Source organism: Bradyrhizobium sp. WSM1743 (genome assembly GCF_000473065.1).
GTDB lineage: Bacteria > Pseudomonadota > Alphaproteobacteria > Rhizobiales > Xanthobacteraceae > Bradyrhizobium.
Map to the genome: position 1 here is coordinate 42,435 of NZ_AXAZ01000024.1, position 19,233 is coordinate 61,667.

The 19,233-nt window shown below is 67.1% G+C and carries 3 protein-coding genes; all 3 read left to right on the plus strand.

Annotated features, from left to right (window positions below):
- The first annotated feature begins 56 nt into the window (after nt 1-56).
- From YU9_RS0116965 to YU9_RS44620, 3 genes are read left to right on the plus strand one after another with little or no spacing between them, the layout of a single operon-like run.
- Nucleotides 57-11,018: a hypothetical protein gene (locus YU9_RS0116965; RefSeq protein ID WP_027573932.1), complete on the plus strand. Its 10,962-nt coding sequence runs from the start codon at nt 57-59 to the stop codon at nt 11,016-11,018.
- Complete coding sequence (locus YU9_RS0116970; protein ID WP_027573933.1) at nt 11,018-18,202, plus strand: hypothetical protein; 7,185 nt, start codon at nt 11,018-11,020, stop codon at nt 18,200-18,202. The genes YU9_RS0116965 and YU9_RS0116970 overlap by 1 nt, the downstream gene beginning before the upstream one ends.
- A gap of 13 nt (nt 18,203-18,215) precedes the next feature.
- Nucleotides 18,216-19,223 (plus strand): T6SS effector amidase Tae4 family protein, encoded by a 1,008-nt coding sequence (locus YU9_RS44620; protein WP_084298971.1) that lies wholly within the window; start codon nt 18,216-18,218, stop codon nt 19,221-19,223.
- The last annotated feature ends 10 nt before the right edge of the window (nt 19,224-19,233 follow it).

A 19,233-nucleotide genomic window follows, 5' to 3' on the forward strand; every position in this document is an offset into this window, starting at 1 on the left:
CTCGCGCAAGGCTGTACTCTTAGAGACTGAGTAGGCGCGCGGCTGGAGGGGCAGGCGTGGCGAACGATATCTTATGGCTGTTCGACAAGTCGGGATTTACGCTTCACGCCGAGGCGCTGCCTGGCGGGGAGTCGTTCAGCGCCATGACGCTGGAGGTGGCCGGAACGGCCGGGCCGGGTGGCGTCAAGCAAACGCTCAAGCTCAAGTCGCCCATCGACATTCCGCGCAAGCTGCTAAAGGCAGGACCGGCGAACGGCCTCGTATTCCGCAAAAAGGACGAATTGGAGCAGCTCGCGCAAGAGGAATGGGCGGCGCTGCGCGAACGCCTGCGTCGCCGGCTGGCGCAACCGTTCGAGGTCAAGGTCGAGAACGCCGATACGCTGTTCGAGCTGCAGGCGATCGCGAGCCAGAAGGTTACGGCGCGGCTCTGGCTGATGCCAGAGGTCCTCGATCCGGCCGCGATCACGGCCGACACGGTGCTGGCGCGGGTTGAGGCAGACGCAGGTGTCGACATCGACCTGACACTGACGGCCGGCGCAGCCGCGTCGCTCAAGGGGCGATGGCGCCTCGACCTGCGCGTGAAAGCAGCGGCGCTGCAGGACGCGGTGGATGCGCTGCTCGCGCTCGACCTGCCGAGCCTGCCGGCCTTCGATCTCGACTGGCCGCGCTTCAAGCTGCCGAAGCTGAGCTTCGCGGGGCTGAGCTTCCCGGCGTTCGGCAAGCTACCGTCGCTGTTCCCGATCTCCCTGCCGCCGTTCGCGACCAAACTCACCTTCACGCCGGACAATCCGCTGCCGGAAATCAAGGCCAACCTGGTCAATGGCGATCTCTCGCTGGCAACCGCCGCGCCCGCCGGCGGCAAGCTGTTCTACGACAGCACCAAGATCTGCGAGGTCAGCAACGCGACGTTCAGCTATGACGGCGTTGCCAAGAAGCACAGTTTCACGGCGGCGCTTCAGGTGACGGACATTCCGGTCGGCCAGCCGTTCCCGGTCGACTTGGTGAACGACAAGCGCCTGCCATTCAGCATCAAGATTGCGGCGGTCAGCACGACCGTGAAGTTCGACCCGATCGTGATCAATCCGGCCAACGGCGCGACGGTGCAGGGCGTGACGCTCGCGCACGAGCTCAAGGGCATTCGGATCGCCGCGATTGACGACCCGACCCTGTTCATCGTGCTCGATGCCAGCTTTGAGACCACGGTCCAGCCCGGCGGCGGCATCCACTCCAAGCTCACCGAGCTGAAGATCGCCGAACCCTATCCGATAGTGCTGATCGCCAAGGTCGCGACTGCGGCGGTCGAGGCGGTGGGCGAGCTGATCCGGCTGATCGCCGCGATCCCGCTACCCAAGACGAACATGCCCGGCTTCGACATCGAGAAGCTGAAGTCGCTGCTGACGCTGCTCGGGCGCATGCTGGCCGCGGCGATGACGTGGCTCGCCAAGCAGGCCGGCGAGGCCGCCGGGCTGCTGGCCGGCGCCGTCGAGGCGGTCGCCAAGCTGATCAGCAAGCTGCTGGATGCGCTCGCGGACGCCGCGCTCGCGGCCTACAAGGTGGTCTGCATCGAGATCCGGCTCGATTCGCGCAGCTACCAGATCCGCCAGATCGTCCTCACGCCGGCGAACGATCAGCCGATCGGCGGCACGCTGAATCTCTCCGCGCTCGGATTCGATCTCGTGGTCGACGCGAAGGCGAAGCCCTCGCTTCTGATTGATTTCGGCCCGGAGAGCTGGTTCGGACTGATCGTCGAGCCCGTGGCCGGCGCGCATGCGACGTTGTCGACCGATCTCTGGCTCGACAAGGAGACCGGACCGCAGCAACCGCTCGGCACCCTGGACAACGACAGCGGCGCAGCCTCCGGGGCCGCGGAACGGCTGGTCGTGCTGAAAGCCGAGCCGGGGCAGGGCGGTGCCGGTTGCGCGAAGCGCGACATCGTCGTCGCGGCGGTGCAGCGCGGGCGCCTGCGCCTGTTCCAGCGTTTCGTCACCACCGGCGCCGATCGCGCCAAGGACGTGACGCTGCAGACCGGCAATGCGACCTTCACGGTGCTCTCGAAGCACCAGTCGGCGCGACTCGAGCCGGCCACCATCGGCACCAATGCAGCGGCCGATGACATCGTCCTGACGCCCTCGGTCGGCAACGTCAAGGACCGCATCCTCGGCCTGCTGCCGAAGGCTGGCGACGAGACTGGCGGCGGCGAATTCGCCAAGATGCTGTCGCAGAAGATTCAGATCGACAATCCCAAGCTGGCCTTCGACGGCCCGAACCGGACCGCGACGCTGACCCTCGATGTCACGGTGCATCTCGGCAAGGACTTCTCGCCGCAGACCAAGCTCGGCGTCGCCGCCTCGCTCGACGACCTGTCAATGAAGGTGACTGGCGGCGATCGCATCGCGATCAAGGCGAAGAACAAGGAGACGCGTCACTACCGGCCGCTCGGCTTCGACCTGGAAGTGCGCCGGAAGGAGGATGTCGCCGACGATGAGTACGAGCAGTTCTACCTCGACCTGTCGGTCGGCGGTGAGAAGCTCGGGCTCGGCCGGCAGGCCGACGCCTTCCTCTCCTACGACCGGGTCGCGTCGGCCGGGAAAGGGCTGCAGTTCCAGCTCAGCGAATTCGCGATCGGCCGGTCTGGCCTCGACCTCGAGGCGCGGATCAAGCCGGACGCGGTGCGCCTCGGTGGCGTCGACATGCCGTTCACCTTCACGTCGGGCGCGGTCTCGATCAAGGGCTCGCGCTTCAGCGGCGGATCGCTCACCGGTTCCGGGCAGCTGCCGAAGAAGCTGATCGGCGAGGCCAAGGCGGCGGTCGCACTCACACTCGGGCGCAGCCCGTCCGGCGGCGACGTCGTGGTTGAGGCCGCGACTGCCCTGATCGACAAGAGCGGCGATCCGATCAAGTGCCATTCGACGCGATTCGACATCACCATCACGGAGCTCGGTTTTAGCTTCGTGATGGAGGAGAGCTACCACTTCTACTTCCTGGTCACCGGCAGCGCGCGTTTCAATCCGGGTGACACGGCGTTCGCGCGCGGTCTCCTGAAGAATTTCGAGGCGGTCGAGATCCGTTTCGACAAGGCGCCGCTCACCTCGGACCCGCGCGTGCTGATGCGTGCGATCTCGTTCCTGGTGAAGTTGAAGCCGCCGAAGGTGATCAAGCTGTTCGACATCTTCCGCTTCGAGCTGCGCAGCATCGCGTTCTATCCAGCGGCCGACAAGTTCGGCGGCGACCCCGCCATGGGTTTCGGCGGCCAGGTCAACTTCCTCAACAGCGGCGACCGGGTCAGCATTCAGGTCAATTTCCACGAGATGCTGATCGGGCCGCCGGCGGGCAACGACATCCTGCCGCGAATCCGTTTCGACGGACTCGGCGTCGCGATCTCACTCAGTGGCGTCAAGATCGGTGGCACCGCGATCACAGTGGACGGCGACCTGCCGTCGCTTTACCGGCCGGGCGTGCTGCCCAAGAACATCTCGGCGCAGGGCTTCCTCGCGAGCGGCTTCGTCGAGATCCAGGGCTGGGCGCCGATGTCGGCGACGCTCGGCTTCCTCGAGCTCAAGGACAAGGCCAATCCCGGCGCCAAGCCGCTTCACGCCTTTTTCATCTACGGGCAGATGTACAAGATGTCGGAGCCGATCGACACGCCGATCGGCACGATCTACCTGCGCGAGGTTGGTTTCGGCTTCGGCTATCGCTACACGCTCGCCGGAATCGCCCAGGCCGAAAGCGCGAAGACGCCGCAGGAGCTGATCAAGATCCTCGACGAGGTGTCCAAATATCAAGGGAGCCTCGACCGGTTCGAGGCCTGGGAGCCGACTTACCATAATGCCGACCTGACGCTCGCGCTGCGCGGCATGTTGGCGCTCTCGGCGGCGCAGCGCACCAGCAGCGAGTACAACGACAAGGTCGAGGCGAGTCTTTCCAACCCGATCCTGCTCGACATCGTCGCGGCGCTGCGCACCGACCTGACGATCCTGATCAATTTGCGCGCCTGGCTGTGCGTGAACTACCACAAATGGGTTACCGACGGCGGCGACGCGGACTGGAAGCGCGAGCCGGTGTTCCGCGGCTACCTGTATTTCTCGGCGCCGAAGCGCGAGTTCCTCGGCCGCTTCATCTCCAACCGCAACGGCTTCATCGGCGAGCATCCGCCAATGCCGCCGCAGCTGAAGACCGCGATCCAGTCGACCGACTTCTCGGCTACGCTCTACATCCGGCCAGGCCTGTTCCACTTCGAGCTCGGCTGGCCCTACGAGCTAGGCTTCGAGCTCGGCAAGCCCGGCGAGACCTTCTATCTCCGCGTCCGGGGCGGGCTGATCCAGCGGGTCGAGGACTTCTCGGTCCTGCAGGGCATCGCCTTCAAGGCCTATGGCGAGGTGCATCTCGAGGGTCGGATCGGCTCCGACAGCTTCGGCGCGGCCGCAGTGGCGCATGCGACCTTCAATCTCGAAACGCGGCTCTTGTCCTACCTGTCGCTGCGCAACTTCGACGAGTCGATGTATTATGGCTATCTGCGTCTCGACATCCTGATCGACGCGCGGATCGAGGTCTGGCTCAGCTTCAAGGTCTTCGGCAAGAGGATCCGGCTCTCTGCCGGCTTCTCGATCCACCTTGCGGTGTCGATCGCGATCGAGGGCGTGGTGTCGCCCAAGGGGCTCGGCGGCAAGGCGCATGCCTCGGTCGGCATCCGCGCATTCGGCCGCACCGCCTCGGTCGGTATCGGCTTCAGCTTTAACAACGGCTTGCTGGACCAGGCGCGAGCCCGCGTCGCCGGCTTCATGGCGCTCGGCCTGAGCACGCCGATCCCGGACAAGAGCCAGGACGGCCGGCGCGTCGAGAGCAATCCGCCGCCGGAGCCGCCGCGCCACGAGCAGGCGGCGATTGCCGACCAGACCATCGACCAGGAGCTCGGCGCCGCGCCGGCGCCCGAGCCCGTGACCCCGCCAGAGCTGAAAGGGCGGCCGATCACGGCGACCAATTTCTGGGCCATGCTGTTCCCGACTTCGTTCGCTGGCCAGGCGGGCGAGTGGTACGTGATGCAGCTCGTGCCGCGCGATCACACAGCGGTCGACAAGAACGACAAGCCCGAAACAGTTGCAAATCCGGCGGCCACGTTCTTCGCATCACCCGCGATGACGGGCGGCCGCTTGCAGTCGCCGTCCCACGCGCTGGCGAGCGGCAAGCCAATTCTGCAAGAGTTCTTCCAGTTGCCGTTCGACGGACCGGCCAAGCCGGTCGCTTGGGCAGACAAATACGTGACCAATGGCGACGAGACGGTCGACGCGGGCGTCACCCTCAACGACCTCCTGTTCGACCTGTTCCTCGATCTCGACGCGGGCCAGCCGACAGAGCCGTTCCCGCGCTTCATCACGCCCGGCCAGGAGACCCTGGCGGACGACAGCAAGGCCGCGGCCGCCATGCTGGCGCGGCACGGCCGCTCGCGCATCGAGCTGTCCGCGCTCAGCAAGCGCGAAGCGCAGATTGAGGAGGCGCGCTCGGCGATCCTCGCCTCGGTGCTGGACACCGCCGCACAGTTGGCCGCCCAGGGTGTGCCGGCCGGCAACCTGCCTACGCGCAACGGGGAGGTCGACGCGCGCGATTTCGGCCTGACCTTCCTGATTTCGGAGGCATCCCTCAGGCAGCTGTTCCCGGACCTCGCGACCGCCGAGCAGGACGGCGACATCACCAGCCCGCCGCTCGGCGCCTTCACGGTCGTCAAGAGCGACGCGCCGGCAGGAGGTACCGTGCATCTGTTCAACCCGCCGAGCCGCATGTTCCGCAAGGCGCAGCCGCGCTTCACGCCCCGCCATGTCATCAGCGAGCAGGGGATCATGCTCGACTGGGACCTGGAGCCGGCCTGGGGCGAGTCGCAGGGCGCCTATCACGACCCGGAATTCCATCTGCGCCACTATCGCGTACGGCGCACGATCCGCGGTTTGAAGAAGGGCGAGTATCGCGCCGAGTTCGTCGTCAAGGCCGCAGCGCCGACCCGGCTGGCGGTGGAGAATGGCGTCACCACGCTGACGATGCTCCGTCCGCCGTTCCAGTTCATCGACGACCTGCGCCAAAAGGATGCGGACACGGGAGCGGTCGCGATTCCCGACGATGTGCGTGAAGCGCTGCTCAACCTGCGGCAGCTCGAGCCCGACGACACCAATACCGCCGTCGATATCCTCTACGAGATAGTGCCGGTCGACATTGCGGGGACCTCGGATTTCGGTGAGCCCTATGAGGTGCCGATCACCGGGGCTGCGAAGCCGCTGCCGGTCTCGCCGCGCCAGGCGGTGCTGCAGCTGACCTACGAGAAACCGGGTTCGCCGGAAGCGCCGAAGCTGCGTTTCCTGTTCACGCCGAAGCCGGAGGACAAGACTTTCGCGCTGCATCTGCGCATCCTCACGGAGACGGTGGAGGCGCTTGGCACCTATGGCAACGATGCGCTGGAACAGGCCAGCCGGTTCGACGAGCGGTCCATCGAGCGGCTGCGCGGCAGTGACGTCGCGGAGTTCGTGCTCAGGCTGAAGCCCGGAACGGCGTCCGATCCGTTCGTGTTCCAGAACGAGGATCGCGATCCCGGCAAGACCGCGGCGTCTGACAAGGATGCGGCGCCCTCCGAGGAATCGAAGGATCTGACGCCCGGCTTTTTCAGCGCGTCTATCCAGATGCTGAAGGACGGCAAGCTGGTGGACGCGAAGCTCAGCGCGATCCTGACCGCGCTCGATGCCGATGACACCAATATCGTTCCTGGCCTCTCGCGCCGCCTGTTCGTGCGCCGGCTGGCCGCCGAGGCCGTCAAACCCGCTGACCTCCTCGTATCCGGCCTGCACGGCGAATGGCGCAGCATGCCGGTCAACCTCGTGCTGGCGCGCGAGGAGTCTCCGCTTGCCTCCGACAAAGCGAAGCCGATCAGCACCATCCTCGAGACCTTCGAGCAGCCACTCGCGCTGCAATTCATGGCGCTGCGCAATACCGGGGGTGACGCCACCTGCGAGAGCGGTCGGCTGCACCTGATCTATCCCCCGATCAATGGTACGATCGACGACCTCGCACCTGCGCTAGGACAGGAGCCGCAGCCGTTCCCGACTCTGCGCGACCCCGCACGGCGTACTGCCACCAGGCTGAACTGGCGCGTCGACGCGCGCAGCCTGCGCCGCGAACAGGGGCCGAACCATGCGGAGCTCTATCGCTGGATCGGCGGCTACGATCTGCACGTCGTCGACCCCGACGCGCTTCCGGCACTGTCGGACGCGAACGACCTCAAGGCGCAGCTCGAATCCGCCGCGAAGGCGGTCGGCCGCGTCGCATTGATGCCGGCCGCCTTCGACGGCCTCGAGCCGTCCGGCTTCGGTGACTTCGGCCGGCTGGAGGCCGCTTATCCGAGTGAGACCCTGCGGCTGCTCAATCCGCCCAAGGGTGAGCGCGCCACCGGCATGCGCCGCGCCGGCTGGTACTCGTCGGCCGAGTCAACCGCGCTGTTCCCGCAACCAGCGCTGCGGCGCTCACTGATGCCGGATCCCGACGAGGCGCTGATCGCCTCGCTGTTCGCGCAAGGTCGGCCGGACGCGCTGCGCATATCGATTCCGGCCTGGCTCGATCAGGCTGTCGATCCGCTCCTCGCCTGGCGGCTCGCCGTCGTCGGCCAGCATGGCCATGGTCTCGGCGAATATCTCGTCGCCGATGCGCCCACGGACCAGGAAGCAGCCGCGAAGGCAGCTCACTTCCGACAGATTGGCGGCTTCACGGTCGCGGAGGTGCGCCGGTTGCTGCAGAACCTGCGGCTCGTCCCGGACGGCGCCACGCGCGAGACCGCCTACCAGCAGGAGACCGAGGCGCTGCAGCGGCGGATTGACGATCCTGCGCATCTGGCTGTTGTCAGCCTGCGCATCGAGGTGCTGCGCGCCCGTCAGGATGTCAACGGCAACCCGACCGCGGACTTCGTCATGGTGGTGAGCCGCGAGCACGTGGTCGATCTCGTGCCGGCGCTCCATCCGGTGCTCGGCGACGCGCTCGCGTTCCTGCCCTATTCGTCGCAGAGCGCCGGTGCCGAGATCGAGGACGGCCGGATCTACCGGCGCTATTCGATCGTCGCCGATCCGGAGCCCGAGGTGAAAGCGAAGTCCTTCGCGGACTGGCTCGACGAGACGCCGCCCGAACGGGATCCCCATGGCTGGGGCGCGCTGCGCACGCTCGGGCTCGCCCGAGGGCTGCGCCTCTACGACATCATGTCGGGCGAGTATCTGCGAGGCAGCAAGCTGATGAAGCGGGTGCGCACCGCGATGCGGCGAGCGCTGCTGCGATATCGCGACACGGACAATGCCGGCCAGGACCAGCGCTTCAACGGCCAGCCCTTCGTCGACCTGCTCACCAAGCCCTGGGGCAACGCCAAGCTGTTCTGGTTCGACGGCGGCGGGGAAGGCCTCGGCAAGAGCGAACAGTCCGACGTGATCGAGAAGGAGACGCTTGCGGTGATCCAGATCGCGCTGCGTCCCGCGCCCGACCGCCTGGCTCCCGCGGCGGATCCCGCGGAGCTGCGGCGCGTTCGCTACTTCAAGATCGTTCCCAAGTCCGGCAATGACCAGCGACCGGAATGGCGCCTCAAGCTTGCGGCACCGTCGCCGGGCCGATGGTTCGACGTGCTCGCGCGTGCCGGCGGCATCGAGGCCAATCCTGCCGTCCGGCTCGGCGACGGCGTGGTGCACGCCTTCCGCGTCTCCGCGCAGTTGCCCGAGAACGACAAGGCCATCGCGGTCGTGCGCGTGATCCTGCGGAACTCGGCGCAACTCATTGCGCAGGACATCGACACGGCGCTGACGCTCGAGAGCGTCGTCGTGCAGCCGGACGGCACGATCGGCGCTCCGCAGCCGGCGCCCTATACCAGCCAGGAGATTGCGCAGCCGGTCGTGCTCGAGCCCAACGACCCGCGCGCACCCGATCCGGCCTTCGGCAAGTTCGAGGCGCTCAAGGGGCAAGATTGGGCAGAGGCGCTGTTCCGGCCGGAGCGCGACCTTCCGTTCCGGCTCACCCCGGTGCAGGCCTTTATCAACCTCGCTTATCCGCTGGCGCGGCGCTTCGGACGGATCACGCTGCCGCAGGGTATGCCGGTGAGCAACGAGCCGGATGCAAAGGAGGCGGAGGCCGCACAGTCCGCGCGCGCCGAGATCGCAGCTGGCATCGTGCGTTTCTGGACCCGCTATCTCGATCACTGCGCGCCGCAGCCGACCGAGGCCGGAGCGATCTTCTTCTCGCTCGGCACGGTCGCGGACCCCGGCGTGTGGCGACGCGCGCCCGACCCGAGCGGGTTCGTATCGGTCACGATCCCGGATCCTGAGCGGCGCGGCGCCCGACGGAAATTCGCGATCCGGCCCTATGGGCGCTACGAGAGCTGGATCAAGGCGCTCGAGGCCCCGGGCGCCGTGAATGCGCCGCCCGACCTCGGCGGCGCCCTGGACGCGGCCGGCTTCGCCAACCAGTTCCTCGACGTGACGCTGCCGCGCACAGAGCCGCTCGAGAAGCCGGTGATCCTGGCGGCGCAGCGGCGTCCGGCAAAGGACAAGGATCTGCCGCGCATGGAGATCGTCGTCGCCCATGGCACCGACATGGTGCTGGCGCAAGCCAATCGCCGCAACGACGCGATGCTCGCGCCGCTCGGCATCTCGGTCGGCTATCGACGCGAGTTTCCCTACCAGGAATGGATGCGGGGCTTGGTGAAGGAGAAGGTCAAAGACTACCAGCCACTGGCGCCATTCGGCGCGCCAGATGCCGACGCGAACTTCGCTTTCCCGGCGCTCGAGGAGGCCTATGCGGAGGCGAGGCTGGTCGAGCTGCGCAAGCTCGTGCCGGATGCATGGCTCGGCTCGACGCTGGTCTCCGCAGCGAGCCTGCCATATTTCTTCCGCACGCATGCGCTGGTTCACATGAGCGCCGGCATCGTCGTGTCGGAGACAACGCGCGCGGTGTTCGAGGAGGGCTTCGCGGAGCCGCACCTGCCGTACCGGATCACGGATGGCTACGACCAGCGGACGCCGTCTGCGCCGCCGACCTACGAGGTTGTGCGCAAAGCCGGCGAGACGACGATCATCTTCGATCTGGCGCTGCACCGGTTCATCGACTGCATGTCGGCACGCGAGGCAGTGCTGTGGTTCGGCGACGCAGGGCAGCATTGGGCCGAGATCCGCAACGTCGTGCATCTCCCTGAGCCGGGCATCAGCTATCGGATCTCGATCGAGGCGTCGCTTCCTGGAAGCGGCGAGGTGGTCGCGCGCGCCGGCGAGTTCGATCTGCTGCCGGTAGTGCCGAAGAAGGATGAAGAGTCGGCTTATCTGGTGCAGTCGGCCGGGCAGTTGCTCCTGGCCGCGGCGCATGACGACACCAAGCCGCTGCTGATCACACCGCAAGGACAAGGCGAGGATTGGCGGCTGCGGCTCGCCGCGGTGCCGCGCGATGCCGGTGCGCTGCGCCCGTTCATGCAAGAGGTGGACGGCGATCTCCTGACACTGCTGAACGCGCGTCTCGCGCAGATCGTCACCGGCGACTATCTGGTGACCATCGATGTGCTGTCCGACCACGTCCTCACTTGCGGCTGGCAGCCGGCTTTGGCCGACTGGACGCCGCTCTGGGACAAGGCGATGGCGGCGCTCGGGTCCGCGCCGGAGGCGCAGGGGCTGCTGCGGCAGTGGCAGGCGCCGCCACAGCAAGGCGACAAGCTGACCGTACCGCTGTCCTATGCGGCACGGCACCATTCCGATGCGCTGCAGCGCCTCGACGATCTGTGCAAAGGCCCACCGCAGAGCGCGGGACGCGAGCTGCTGTGCGTGCGTCCGCTGCCGAGTGACGAGGACGTGCGCGGCTTCCGGCCGGGTGCCGGGCCGACGCCCGCCGAGACTGAGTTGTGGGCGCTTCTCCTCCGCGTCGCGGCCGCGCAGCTGTTCGGGCCGGGGCGGAGCCCCGTGGTTTCGGCCAGCAAGGGGACGCTGACGCCGCTGCATCATCGGATCGCGCGCCGCATCGAGGGAGAGGTCTGATGGGCGAGATCAGCCGGATCGCGGCGATACGGATCGCCGGCGGGGAAAACGAACCGTTCTATTCGGCCAAGCTGCGCGTCTTCTACTGGGACAGCGGCACCCATTCGGACCAGATCGTCAAGGACGTTGCCGGTCTGCGGGTGCTGCTCGCCGGCGCGGATGCCAAGCCGGTCGAGCATGGCGGCACCAATCAGGTGCACCTGCCGCTGATGCTGCGCGGCTACGTCCGGCCGCAGGAGCACGAGGGCGGCAATAATCATGGCGTCGAGCTGCGTCTCGAAGGCCAGGGGGCGACGTTCGCGGGGACGCTGGTCACCGACAAGCCCGTGAACGACGTCACGCTGGTGCCGATCGGCGGCTGGCCGCAGAAGCTCGGCCCCGATATCGAGGTGCCGCAACTGCGGCTGACGGCTGGCTTGGTTCCGGTGGCGCTTGCGGTCGACGGTCAGCCACTGCAGAAATTCCTCAAGCTCGTCACCAAGAATAGCAAATCCACCCTGTTCGGCGGCTTCCGGCTGGAGAAGCCCGCGACCAGGACGCTGCCGCTCACACTGGTGCCGCATGGCATCGAGCTCGACGGATCGCTGCCGGACCCGACGCGCGACCTGCTCGATGCGCCTGATCCGGCGGCGCGCATTCGCGGCCGCTTCCGCCTCGAGCGCCGTCCGGGCCAGGACGGCAAGCCTCGATACTGGCTGCGCCTGATCGGAGGGCATCCGGACGCGCCCGGAGCCATGGAGCAGCTCGAGGCACGCATCGCCCGCGCATTCGGCGATCTCGGCAGCGACAAGGATGCGCCACTGGCCGTTCGCTTCGATCGGCGGCCCGGGGTGCCGCCGCTGCTCTGGCCCTTGACCATCACACCGAATGGACTGGCTCTGATCGAGACCGTCACGGGCGAATTCAAGATGGCGGTCGAGTCCTCCGCTATCGATGCGCGTCTGCGGACCGTCAGCAATTTTCCGGGCGACGTGCCGGGCATCGCGGCGATCCACGGCGAACATCTCGAGTGGAGAAAGCTGGCAGATGGCTTCGACGTGGTGATCTCAGCCGGGTCCGACACCGCCGGGGCGCCGAAAGTCGTGATTCAATTCGCGCATGGGAACGGCGCCTGGACCACGAGCCTCGACGATACGTTCGAGACGCAGCCGATCGAGGTGCCGCTGGACGCGACTGCGGCGCGCCTGCTCGCCGCCTATAAGAGCGGACACGTCGTCGCCGCGACGGCGACGCGAGCGCCTTACGCCTTTCTCCCGCTCACTGACGGCTGGCTGCAACTCGGCCTCGCCACGGAGCGCAGGGAGAAGCTGCCGGACCAGGGGGTGCCGCCGCCGAGCGCCATGAGCGGACGGATCGTCGCCGCCCACGGCACGACCGCCGACGGCTTGCGCGGTATCGTTGTCGACGAAGCCGTGCGCCTCGTCCTGACCATGCGGTGGCGCAAGCAGAACGCCGCATACCGTCCCGCGAGCGGGACCCTCGACATCCGCGGCGCGCGAGGCCAGTTGCGCGGCTTCGTGTTCGTGGCCGAGACCGCGCCGACAGCCGCGGAAGCATTGCCAGACCTTCGCCGCGGGCCAGCCACGACCCGTGACGTGCCGATTGCATTCAATGCCCCGCAGACCGGGCTGGTTCTGAAGGGAACGTTCACGTGGAAGCCCGACGGGTGGGCCCTCCATGTCACCGATCTGCTGGAAGTGCTGCCGCCCGGCAGCAAGCTCACGCCGTCGCCGGCTGGCACACTGCGTGGCTATGGATGGCAGGTGCCGCACGACCGGCCGTTCATCACCAACCACCCGCTGACGCGGACGGCGGTTACGCCGGCAGAACCTTCGGTCTCGCGCGGCCTGCTGCGCTACGCCTTCGAAGGCGGCTTCACTCTCGCGAATGCGCCCGGCGGCGAGGCAGCGGTGCTGAGGGTCGAGCATCCGCCGGCTCACGTCGACGCGAAGGCCGTGTCCTTTGTGTCGGATACGCTGGTGCTCACCACGCTTCCGGGGCCCGAATTCGTGCCGCAGCAATGGCCCAAGGACAAAGGACAGTTCAACGCCGCGTTGCGCCATGACCTCTCGGTGCTCGACGAACTGTTTGCCTGGTCCGATCCGCCGCCGCCGAAGTCCGGGACTGCTCCGCCGCCGGTCGCCGAAACCGAAAGCCTGGTCGTCACGGCGCTCGATCCGGCGCGACTCGAGGAGGTCTGGCGCCAGAACCGGGTGCGGATGGCGCTGACGTATACCCAGGACGCCTTCATGACCGGCTGGGTCGCGACCGGCACGGATCACGACCAGGACATTGCGAGTCTGGTGCAGCCCTACAAGTGGAAAGCTGTCTCCGTGAAGATCGACCTAGCGCCGCGCTGGGGCGCCTATCAGCTCAACGGCGATACCTATCGACTGGACACGGCGCTCGCCGGGCTGCGCGGTGAATTCGATGTGGTGAATGACGAACTGCAGGTCGGGGGGAAAGCGATCACGGTCCGCGGCAATGCCGCGAGCCTGTTCCGGCTCGATGGCTCGGATCTGGTCTGGGACTCGCGCGGTACCGGGCTCGGCGCGGCCGCGAGCAATGGCGCCCGTCCGGTCGGGCTCGACGGCAAGCCGCGTGGCGTGCTGCGCACGCTCGGCCAGCCCGAGCGCATCGAAATCGATGCCACCATTCCCTGGATGAAAGCGGCGCGGCTCGCCTTCCACGTTCGTGACCTGCCGATAGAAAACAAGGTGTTCGACGGCGCCGCGAATCCGGTCGAGAGCGCACCCGGCACGGTCGGACAGGCCTTCGACCGCGCGAACTTTCCCGACGCGTTGCACGAATGGCGCTTGATGGAGGAACCCGAGGCGCCGACCTGGACCGGGAAACCGAAGCCGTTCGATCTGCGGTTCGAGCCGTTCCTGTTCAGGCCGGCGCGGCTGTTGCGCGTCGAGTTCGACGGAAACGACACGATTCAGGTTATCAAGGTCATCGGTACGCTGCGTATCCGACAGCGTTTGCTGGACGACGGAACGTCCGACGCCGAGCCGGGGCCGTTCGGTGCCGACCGGATTTATGAGCGTGCAGACCTGTTTTGCCTGACGCTCACGCGTCATGGCAACACCTTTAAGCCGGTATGGGGGGGCATCAGTCTCGGGCATGTCGATGGTCCGCAGCCGAGGCTTGTGTACGCGCCGCGCAATCCGGAAGTTTCCTGTGCAGTTCCGCTGGAGGTCGATGCCAAGGGAGGAATCCCGTCGGCGAACCAGTCCCCGATTGATGCCACGATCGTGCTGGACATCGCGAGCGGCAAGGTGCGGTTCGGCGCGCGCCTGTTCGGCCGGGAGTGCGAGCTGGAATCGCAGGCGACGATCGGCGCGAAGATCGACTTCGGCTTCAAGCCGACCGGCACGGCCGCGACCGCATCCAGCGTGCTGCTGCGCATCGACGAGATCGCCGTGACGCTGGCGGCGCAAAGCCAGTCGATCCGCATCGACGGCGCGCTGCAGGTAATGCCTGAGACGACCAAGGTGCCTGACGCGATCGACGAGCCGGATAAGGCCGCGGCCCTCGTCCATGTCGGCCGCGAAGCGAAGTCATTCCGCTGGCTCGATTTGCCGGCCGCGGACACGATTAAGCCTTTCGAGCTGTCTATCGACCACGCGTCTGGCCGCGTCGGCGTCGAGTTGAGGGGAGTGTGGGTGCACGCGCGGCCGCTGTTCGGCCTCGAAGCGCCGGGCGGTTGGGAGGTGCAGGCGCGCCTTCAAGCCTTCGTCGCGAGCCCTGAGCCGCTCCGTGCGCTCGCGCCGCTCGCCGCCGCGAGCGCATGGGCGCGGATCGCCGGCCTCGCGACGGGCACGGCGAACCGGATCGACCATCGCCTGCGCGCCGATGCGGAAAGTACCGCACATCACTTCGATGTCACCTGGGAGGTCGGGTTCACGAGCCCCGTGAACTGGCCCGTGAACGGGCTGCGCAAGGCCGATGGCAGCGCGCTGCCCGATGCATGGCGGTCGCCGAAGGACGCCGATAGCAAAAAAGCGGGTCGCAGCCGCAAGATCCGGATCGAGGCCGGCGGCGAGCTGACTCACACCGTGAAGGCGCGTTTCCGGCGCCACCGGATCGACGCCGCGCAATTGCGCCGGCTCGGCAAGCGCATCACGCCGCGAGCCCAGATCCCGTTGCTTGTGGAGGTCGAGCATACGCTCGCTGGCAAGCAGCGCAGTGTCACCTTCACGACACTGGATCATGTGGCGATCACCTCCCTGCAGCTGATGATCGACACGGGGAAGGCGTATGGCTTCGCGCCGCGCTATGCGGGACGGCTCTACCGTGGCCAGGACACCCAGGCCAAGGTACCGCATCCCGGACTCGTGCAATTGCCCTGGGCGGTGTCCGGGTTCTTCGACGAAGCCTTGATCCGTCTCTACGGAACAACGCCATTCAAGCCGCACCTTCAGGCGCCGTTTTTTCTCGGCGGCAGCGCAGCCTTGTTCCCGTATCGGGCAGGGGCAGAGCAGTGCGCCGTTACGGCGGTCGTGCCTTGGGCGGGTCTCGACGCGACCTTGCTCGGCGCATTTGGGTCGCTCACCCAAGCCGATGGGCAATGGGAAGTTGCCGCGCCCGATTTGTGGGGCGGCAATGCCCAGGTCGGACCGCCGGCACCGCGCACGATGGTCATTGCAAGCGGGTCGGAGGCCGCGCAGGTCCTGTCCGCCATCGGCGGCGCCGGCCTCGCGCCACTCGCGGAGACTGCAGCGCTCGCGCGCGTCATGCCGGTCGAGCAGTTGTTCTTCGAGAACCTCCGGCAAGGCAGCAAGGGGCAGCTCGAGAGCAGCGCCGATATCAAGGCTGCGCCGTTCTTCCTGCGTGCTCTGATGGCGATCGAGGCCCGGTGGAACGCGACGCCGGCCGCGAATGGCCAGGCCACCTGGCGGGCGCTGTCGCTCCATCCGGCTCGAGGCGAGAAGGGTGGCACGAAGGTCGGTCCGGTTGTCGGCATCGAGATCAAGCCGTCGCCGTCGCAAGCCGCTGACAGCCGCGACTTGGTGCCGGCGGACCTCGTCGCATTGTCCGCGCGGCGCGCGGTGCACGAGTCCGCCTACCGCCTGGTGCAGGCCGACCGCGCCGATGACGCCGGCGAAATGGCGCCGCGCGCCGAGCTCGTCGCCCGGGCGCGCGATCTCGACCGCTCCGCCGAATGTGCGATCCGGGAAGTGGATCGCGAGGGCCGGATGCCAGGCGTCACGGTCGTCGAGATCCCGAGTCCGCGGATCCTCCGAGGTCGCCGGGACGGGATCGCAACCGATCATCCGGTGCTCGCGCCGTCGCCATCGCTTGGCTGGCCGAGCCCGGAGGCGATCGACGGGCTCGACAAGCTCGCGCCGCGGCTCGGCGCCGAGCGTCCGGTGCAGTCGGCGGAGGCGGGCTTTGCGGCGCGCTTCTGGCAGATCGGGCTCCCGGGCCACACCACCAGGGCCATGAACTATCTCGGCTTCAACCATCGCGGCGCCTATCAACGCGACTTGCACGTGCCGTTCGAAGGACCGGCCGCGCGACATCTTTCGCCCGTCAACACGAGGCTGCGCGCTCCCATCGACGAGGCACTCGGTGCCCCGTCTGACACGGGGCCGATCCTGCCTCCTTATTTCGAGCTTGCCACGGTCGGGCGGCGCCCGGGTGTGTTCGAGGTCGTCACCGCGGCGGTGATCGTTGCGGTCGACGAGAACGCATTCGATCCGGAGCATGCCCGGTTCGGACGACCCGCGAGTTCAGGGCCGGTGGTCGCGCATCAACTGCGCACGCCGCGCTCGCCTGCGCTCCCGCGCGACATCGCCGATATCAGGGTCGCCGGTCGCGAGAGCGACGCTCTCAAATTCAGGCGGCGTACCTATCTGTCGCTCGCCGATGGAGGACGTGCCGATCCGAAAGCGGCCTTTATCCTTGACAGGTTCGGCGTCTTCGCGGAGAGCGCTGATGTGGTGCGCCAAAAGAAGGGCGACGAGCACCTGCGGGTCGCCCTGTCGCTGACCGTCGTGCCGGACGCGCCGCCGGCCGCCAACGGACTGCTTGGTCCGAACTGGGATGGCCTGCTGGCGATCAAGGTCGATGCGGTCGCAGCGAACATCAGCGATCCCAAGGCCGAGCTCAATGGGTTGATCGCGATCCGCACGGTACGCCTGGAAATCGGCGCGGCGTCGTTCGACATGAAGGATAAGACGGCGCCGGTCGTGGCCTGGCCCACCTTCACCTGGACCCTCTCGGTGACGGACCAGTTGCCGGCGGCGCGTGACGCGGTGCGCCGCGCGACCGTCGATGTACCGATCAGGCTGGTGATCACGTTCGGTCACATCGACCCGTTGTCGCCCGCGCCTCGCCTGAAGGCGATTTTGCCGCTGGCGCTCGATCCAGGTGACCGGCGCGTTCTGCGCAGCCGGACACGTACCATCGCGTTCGGCGATCCATCCTATGACCGGCAACTTGGCAGCACTGCCGAAGGAGACATCAAGCCGGTCGGCGGCGCCCGCGCGCTGCTGTCGGTCGACCGGGAGGAGTACGATCCGGGCGCGACGCTGTACTTTGCTTGCGACACAATCGATCCGGTGAGCGGACTGTTTGCGAGCGATTCGCCGGTTCCGAAGTTTACGGCGCGTTTCCGCCGGTTCGGGCGGCCGAATCCGGACGGAAGCGCGCGCGCGCCCGAGAAGCTGTTTGTTGCCCGCGGGCCGCAGGCTGGCGAGAGCGGTGACGGCTATCAGCTCCCACGATACGTGCCTTACGAGCTCTCGCTGCGCCTGCTGCGCCGCGTCGGCACCGGCGTCGACGACGTGTCGCCCCTCGAGCCCGGAGACCGGCTCGAGGTCAGTGCCGATCTGGAAAACGGCGGCGAGACCAGGACGCTCGCGGTGTTCGTCAACATCATCGCGGCGCCCGTGATCGCGCCGCCGCCCTGCGTCTATTCGGTGATCGAGTCGGCGGCCGGCGCGCAGGACGCCTCGCGCGTCGTGTTACATGCGGCCGCGCCGTTGCCGCAGCACATCGAGCACCCGGAGCTGCGTAAGGATCTGGCGAAAGGCTACGTCAACCGGCGCGCGCTGTTCGTCTGGCGCTTCGCGCGCGTCGGCGGTGGCGACGGCGAGATCGAGCTCGTGAAATACGATCGATCGGGCGGCGCGCAGCTTCCCGAAGGGGCTGACGGCGCGACCGATCAAAGCTGAGGGGGATGGAAACATGGTGACGATCGCGGTGGCCGCGAGTGGAAGTCCCGCCGACTCCGGGCTCGACCGGCGCGCTAGACGGGTCGGGCGGATGGTGGCCGAGCTGGGATGCGACCTCCTCACCGGAGGTGGACATGGCGCGATGGAAATCGTGGCTCGGTCGTTTTGCGAGACGCCGGGACGATCGGGCCGTTCGATCGGCGTGATACCAGGCGAGGGCACCGGCTTTGCCGGCGCGACGGTGGGAACGATCACGGAGTATTCGCTAGCGCCGAAGGACCATTATCCCAATCAATATATCGAAGTGCCGATTTATACACACCTGCCCGGTACCAGTCCCAAGGGGGCCAACTCACGCAACTTTCTGAACATGGCGTCGGGGGACGTGATCGTCATCCTGCGGGGCGGACCCGGCACGCAAGCCGAGTTCGAGATCGCGGCCGGTCTCCGCAAGCCGGTCGTCGCCTTTGTCGGGCGCGGCGATCGCGTCGGCGGCTATTCGTTCGATGGGCTCGCGCCGCACGCCGAGGTCGTAGACGACGACGACGCCTTGTGGGAGACGCTTCGCGAAAAGCTCCTGCCGCTCTCGTTGCCGAGACCGACCTACACCAAACTGCGCGGCGTGTACAAGACGGATCCGACACAGATCCATTCCTGCTCCATGCAGTTCCCCAACACATGTGCGATCCGGATGAGCGAGGCGCTCACGCAGGTCGTCACCGGGATCAAGGACAAGTTCAAGACCGGCGGAGTCAATCTCTGCCCGCACGACTACGTCCGGGGCGCCGAGGATCTCGCACGCGTGCTGCGCAAGGCGGAGGTGTTCGGACTTTACGATTACGGATTCTCGAATCCGGGATCGGCACCGTCATCGGTCAATGGCAAGAAGGGGCTCGTCGCCTATATCAACGTGCCCGGCTTTCTGGGCCAGGGTCATATCGACCTGTGGGACGGTACGGCGCCCGCCGGAGATGCGTATTGGAACGCTGATCCGATCTGGTTCTGGAATCTGGCCCCCTGATCATCACTCG

Bases quoted from the DNA above. Each gene is read 5' to 3' on its own strand.
- YU9_RS0116970 (WP_027573933.1), top strand. From the start codon at position 11,018: ATGGGCGAGATCAGCCGGATCGCGGCGATACGGATCGCCGGCGGGGAA.
- YU9_RS44620 (WP_084298971.1), top strand. From the start codon at position 18,216: ATGGTGACGATCGCGGTGGCCGCGAGTGGAAGTCCCGCCGACTCCGGG.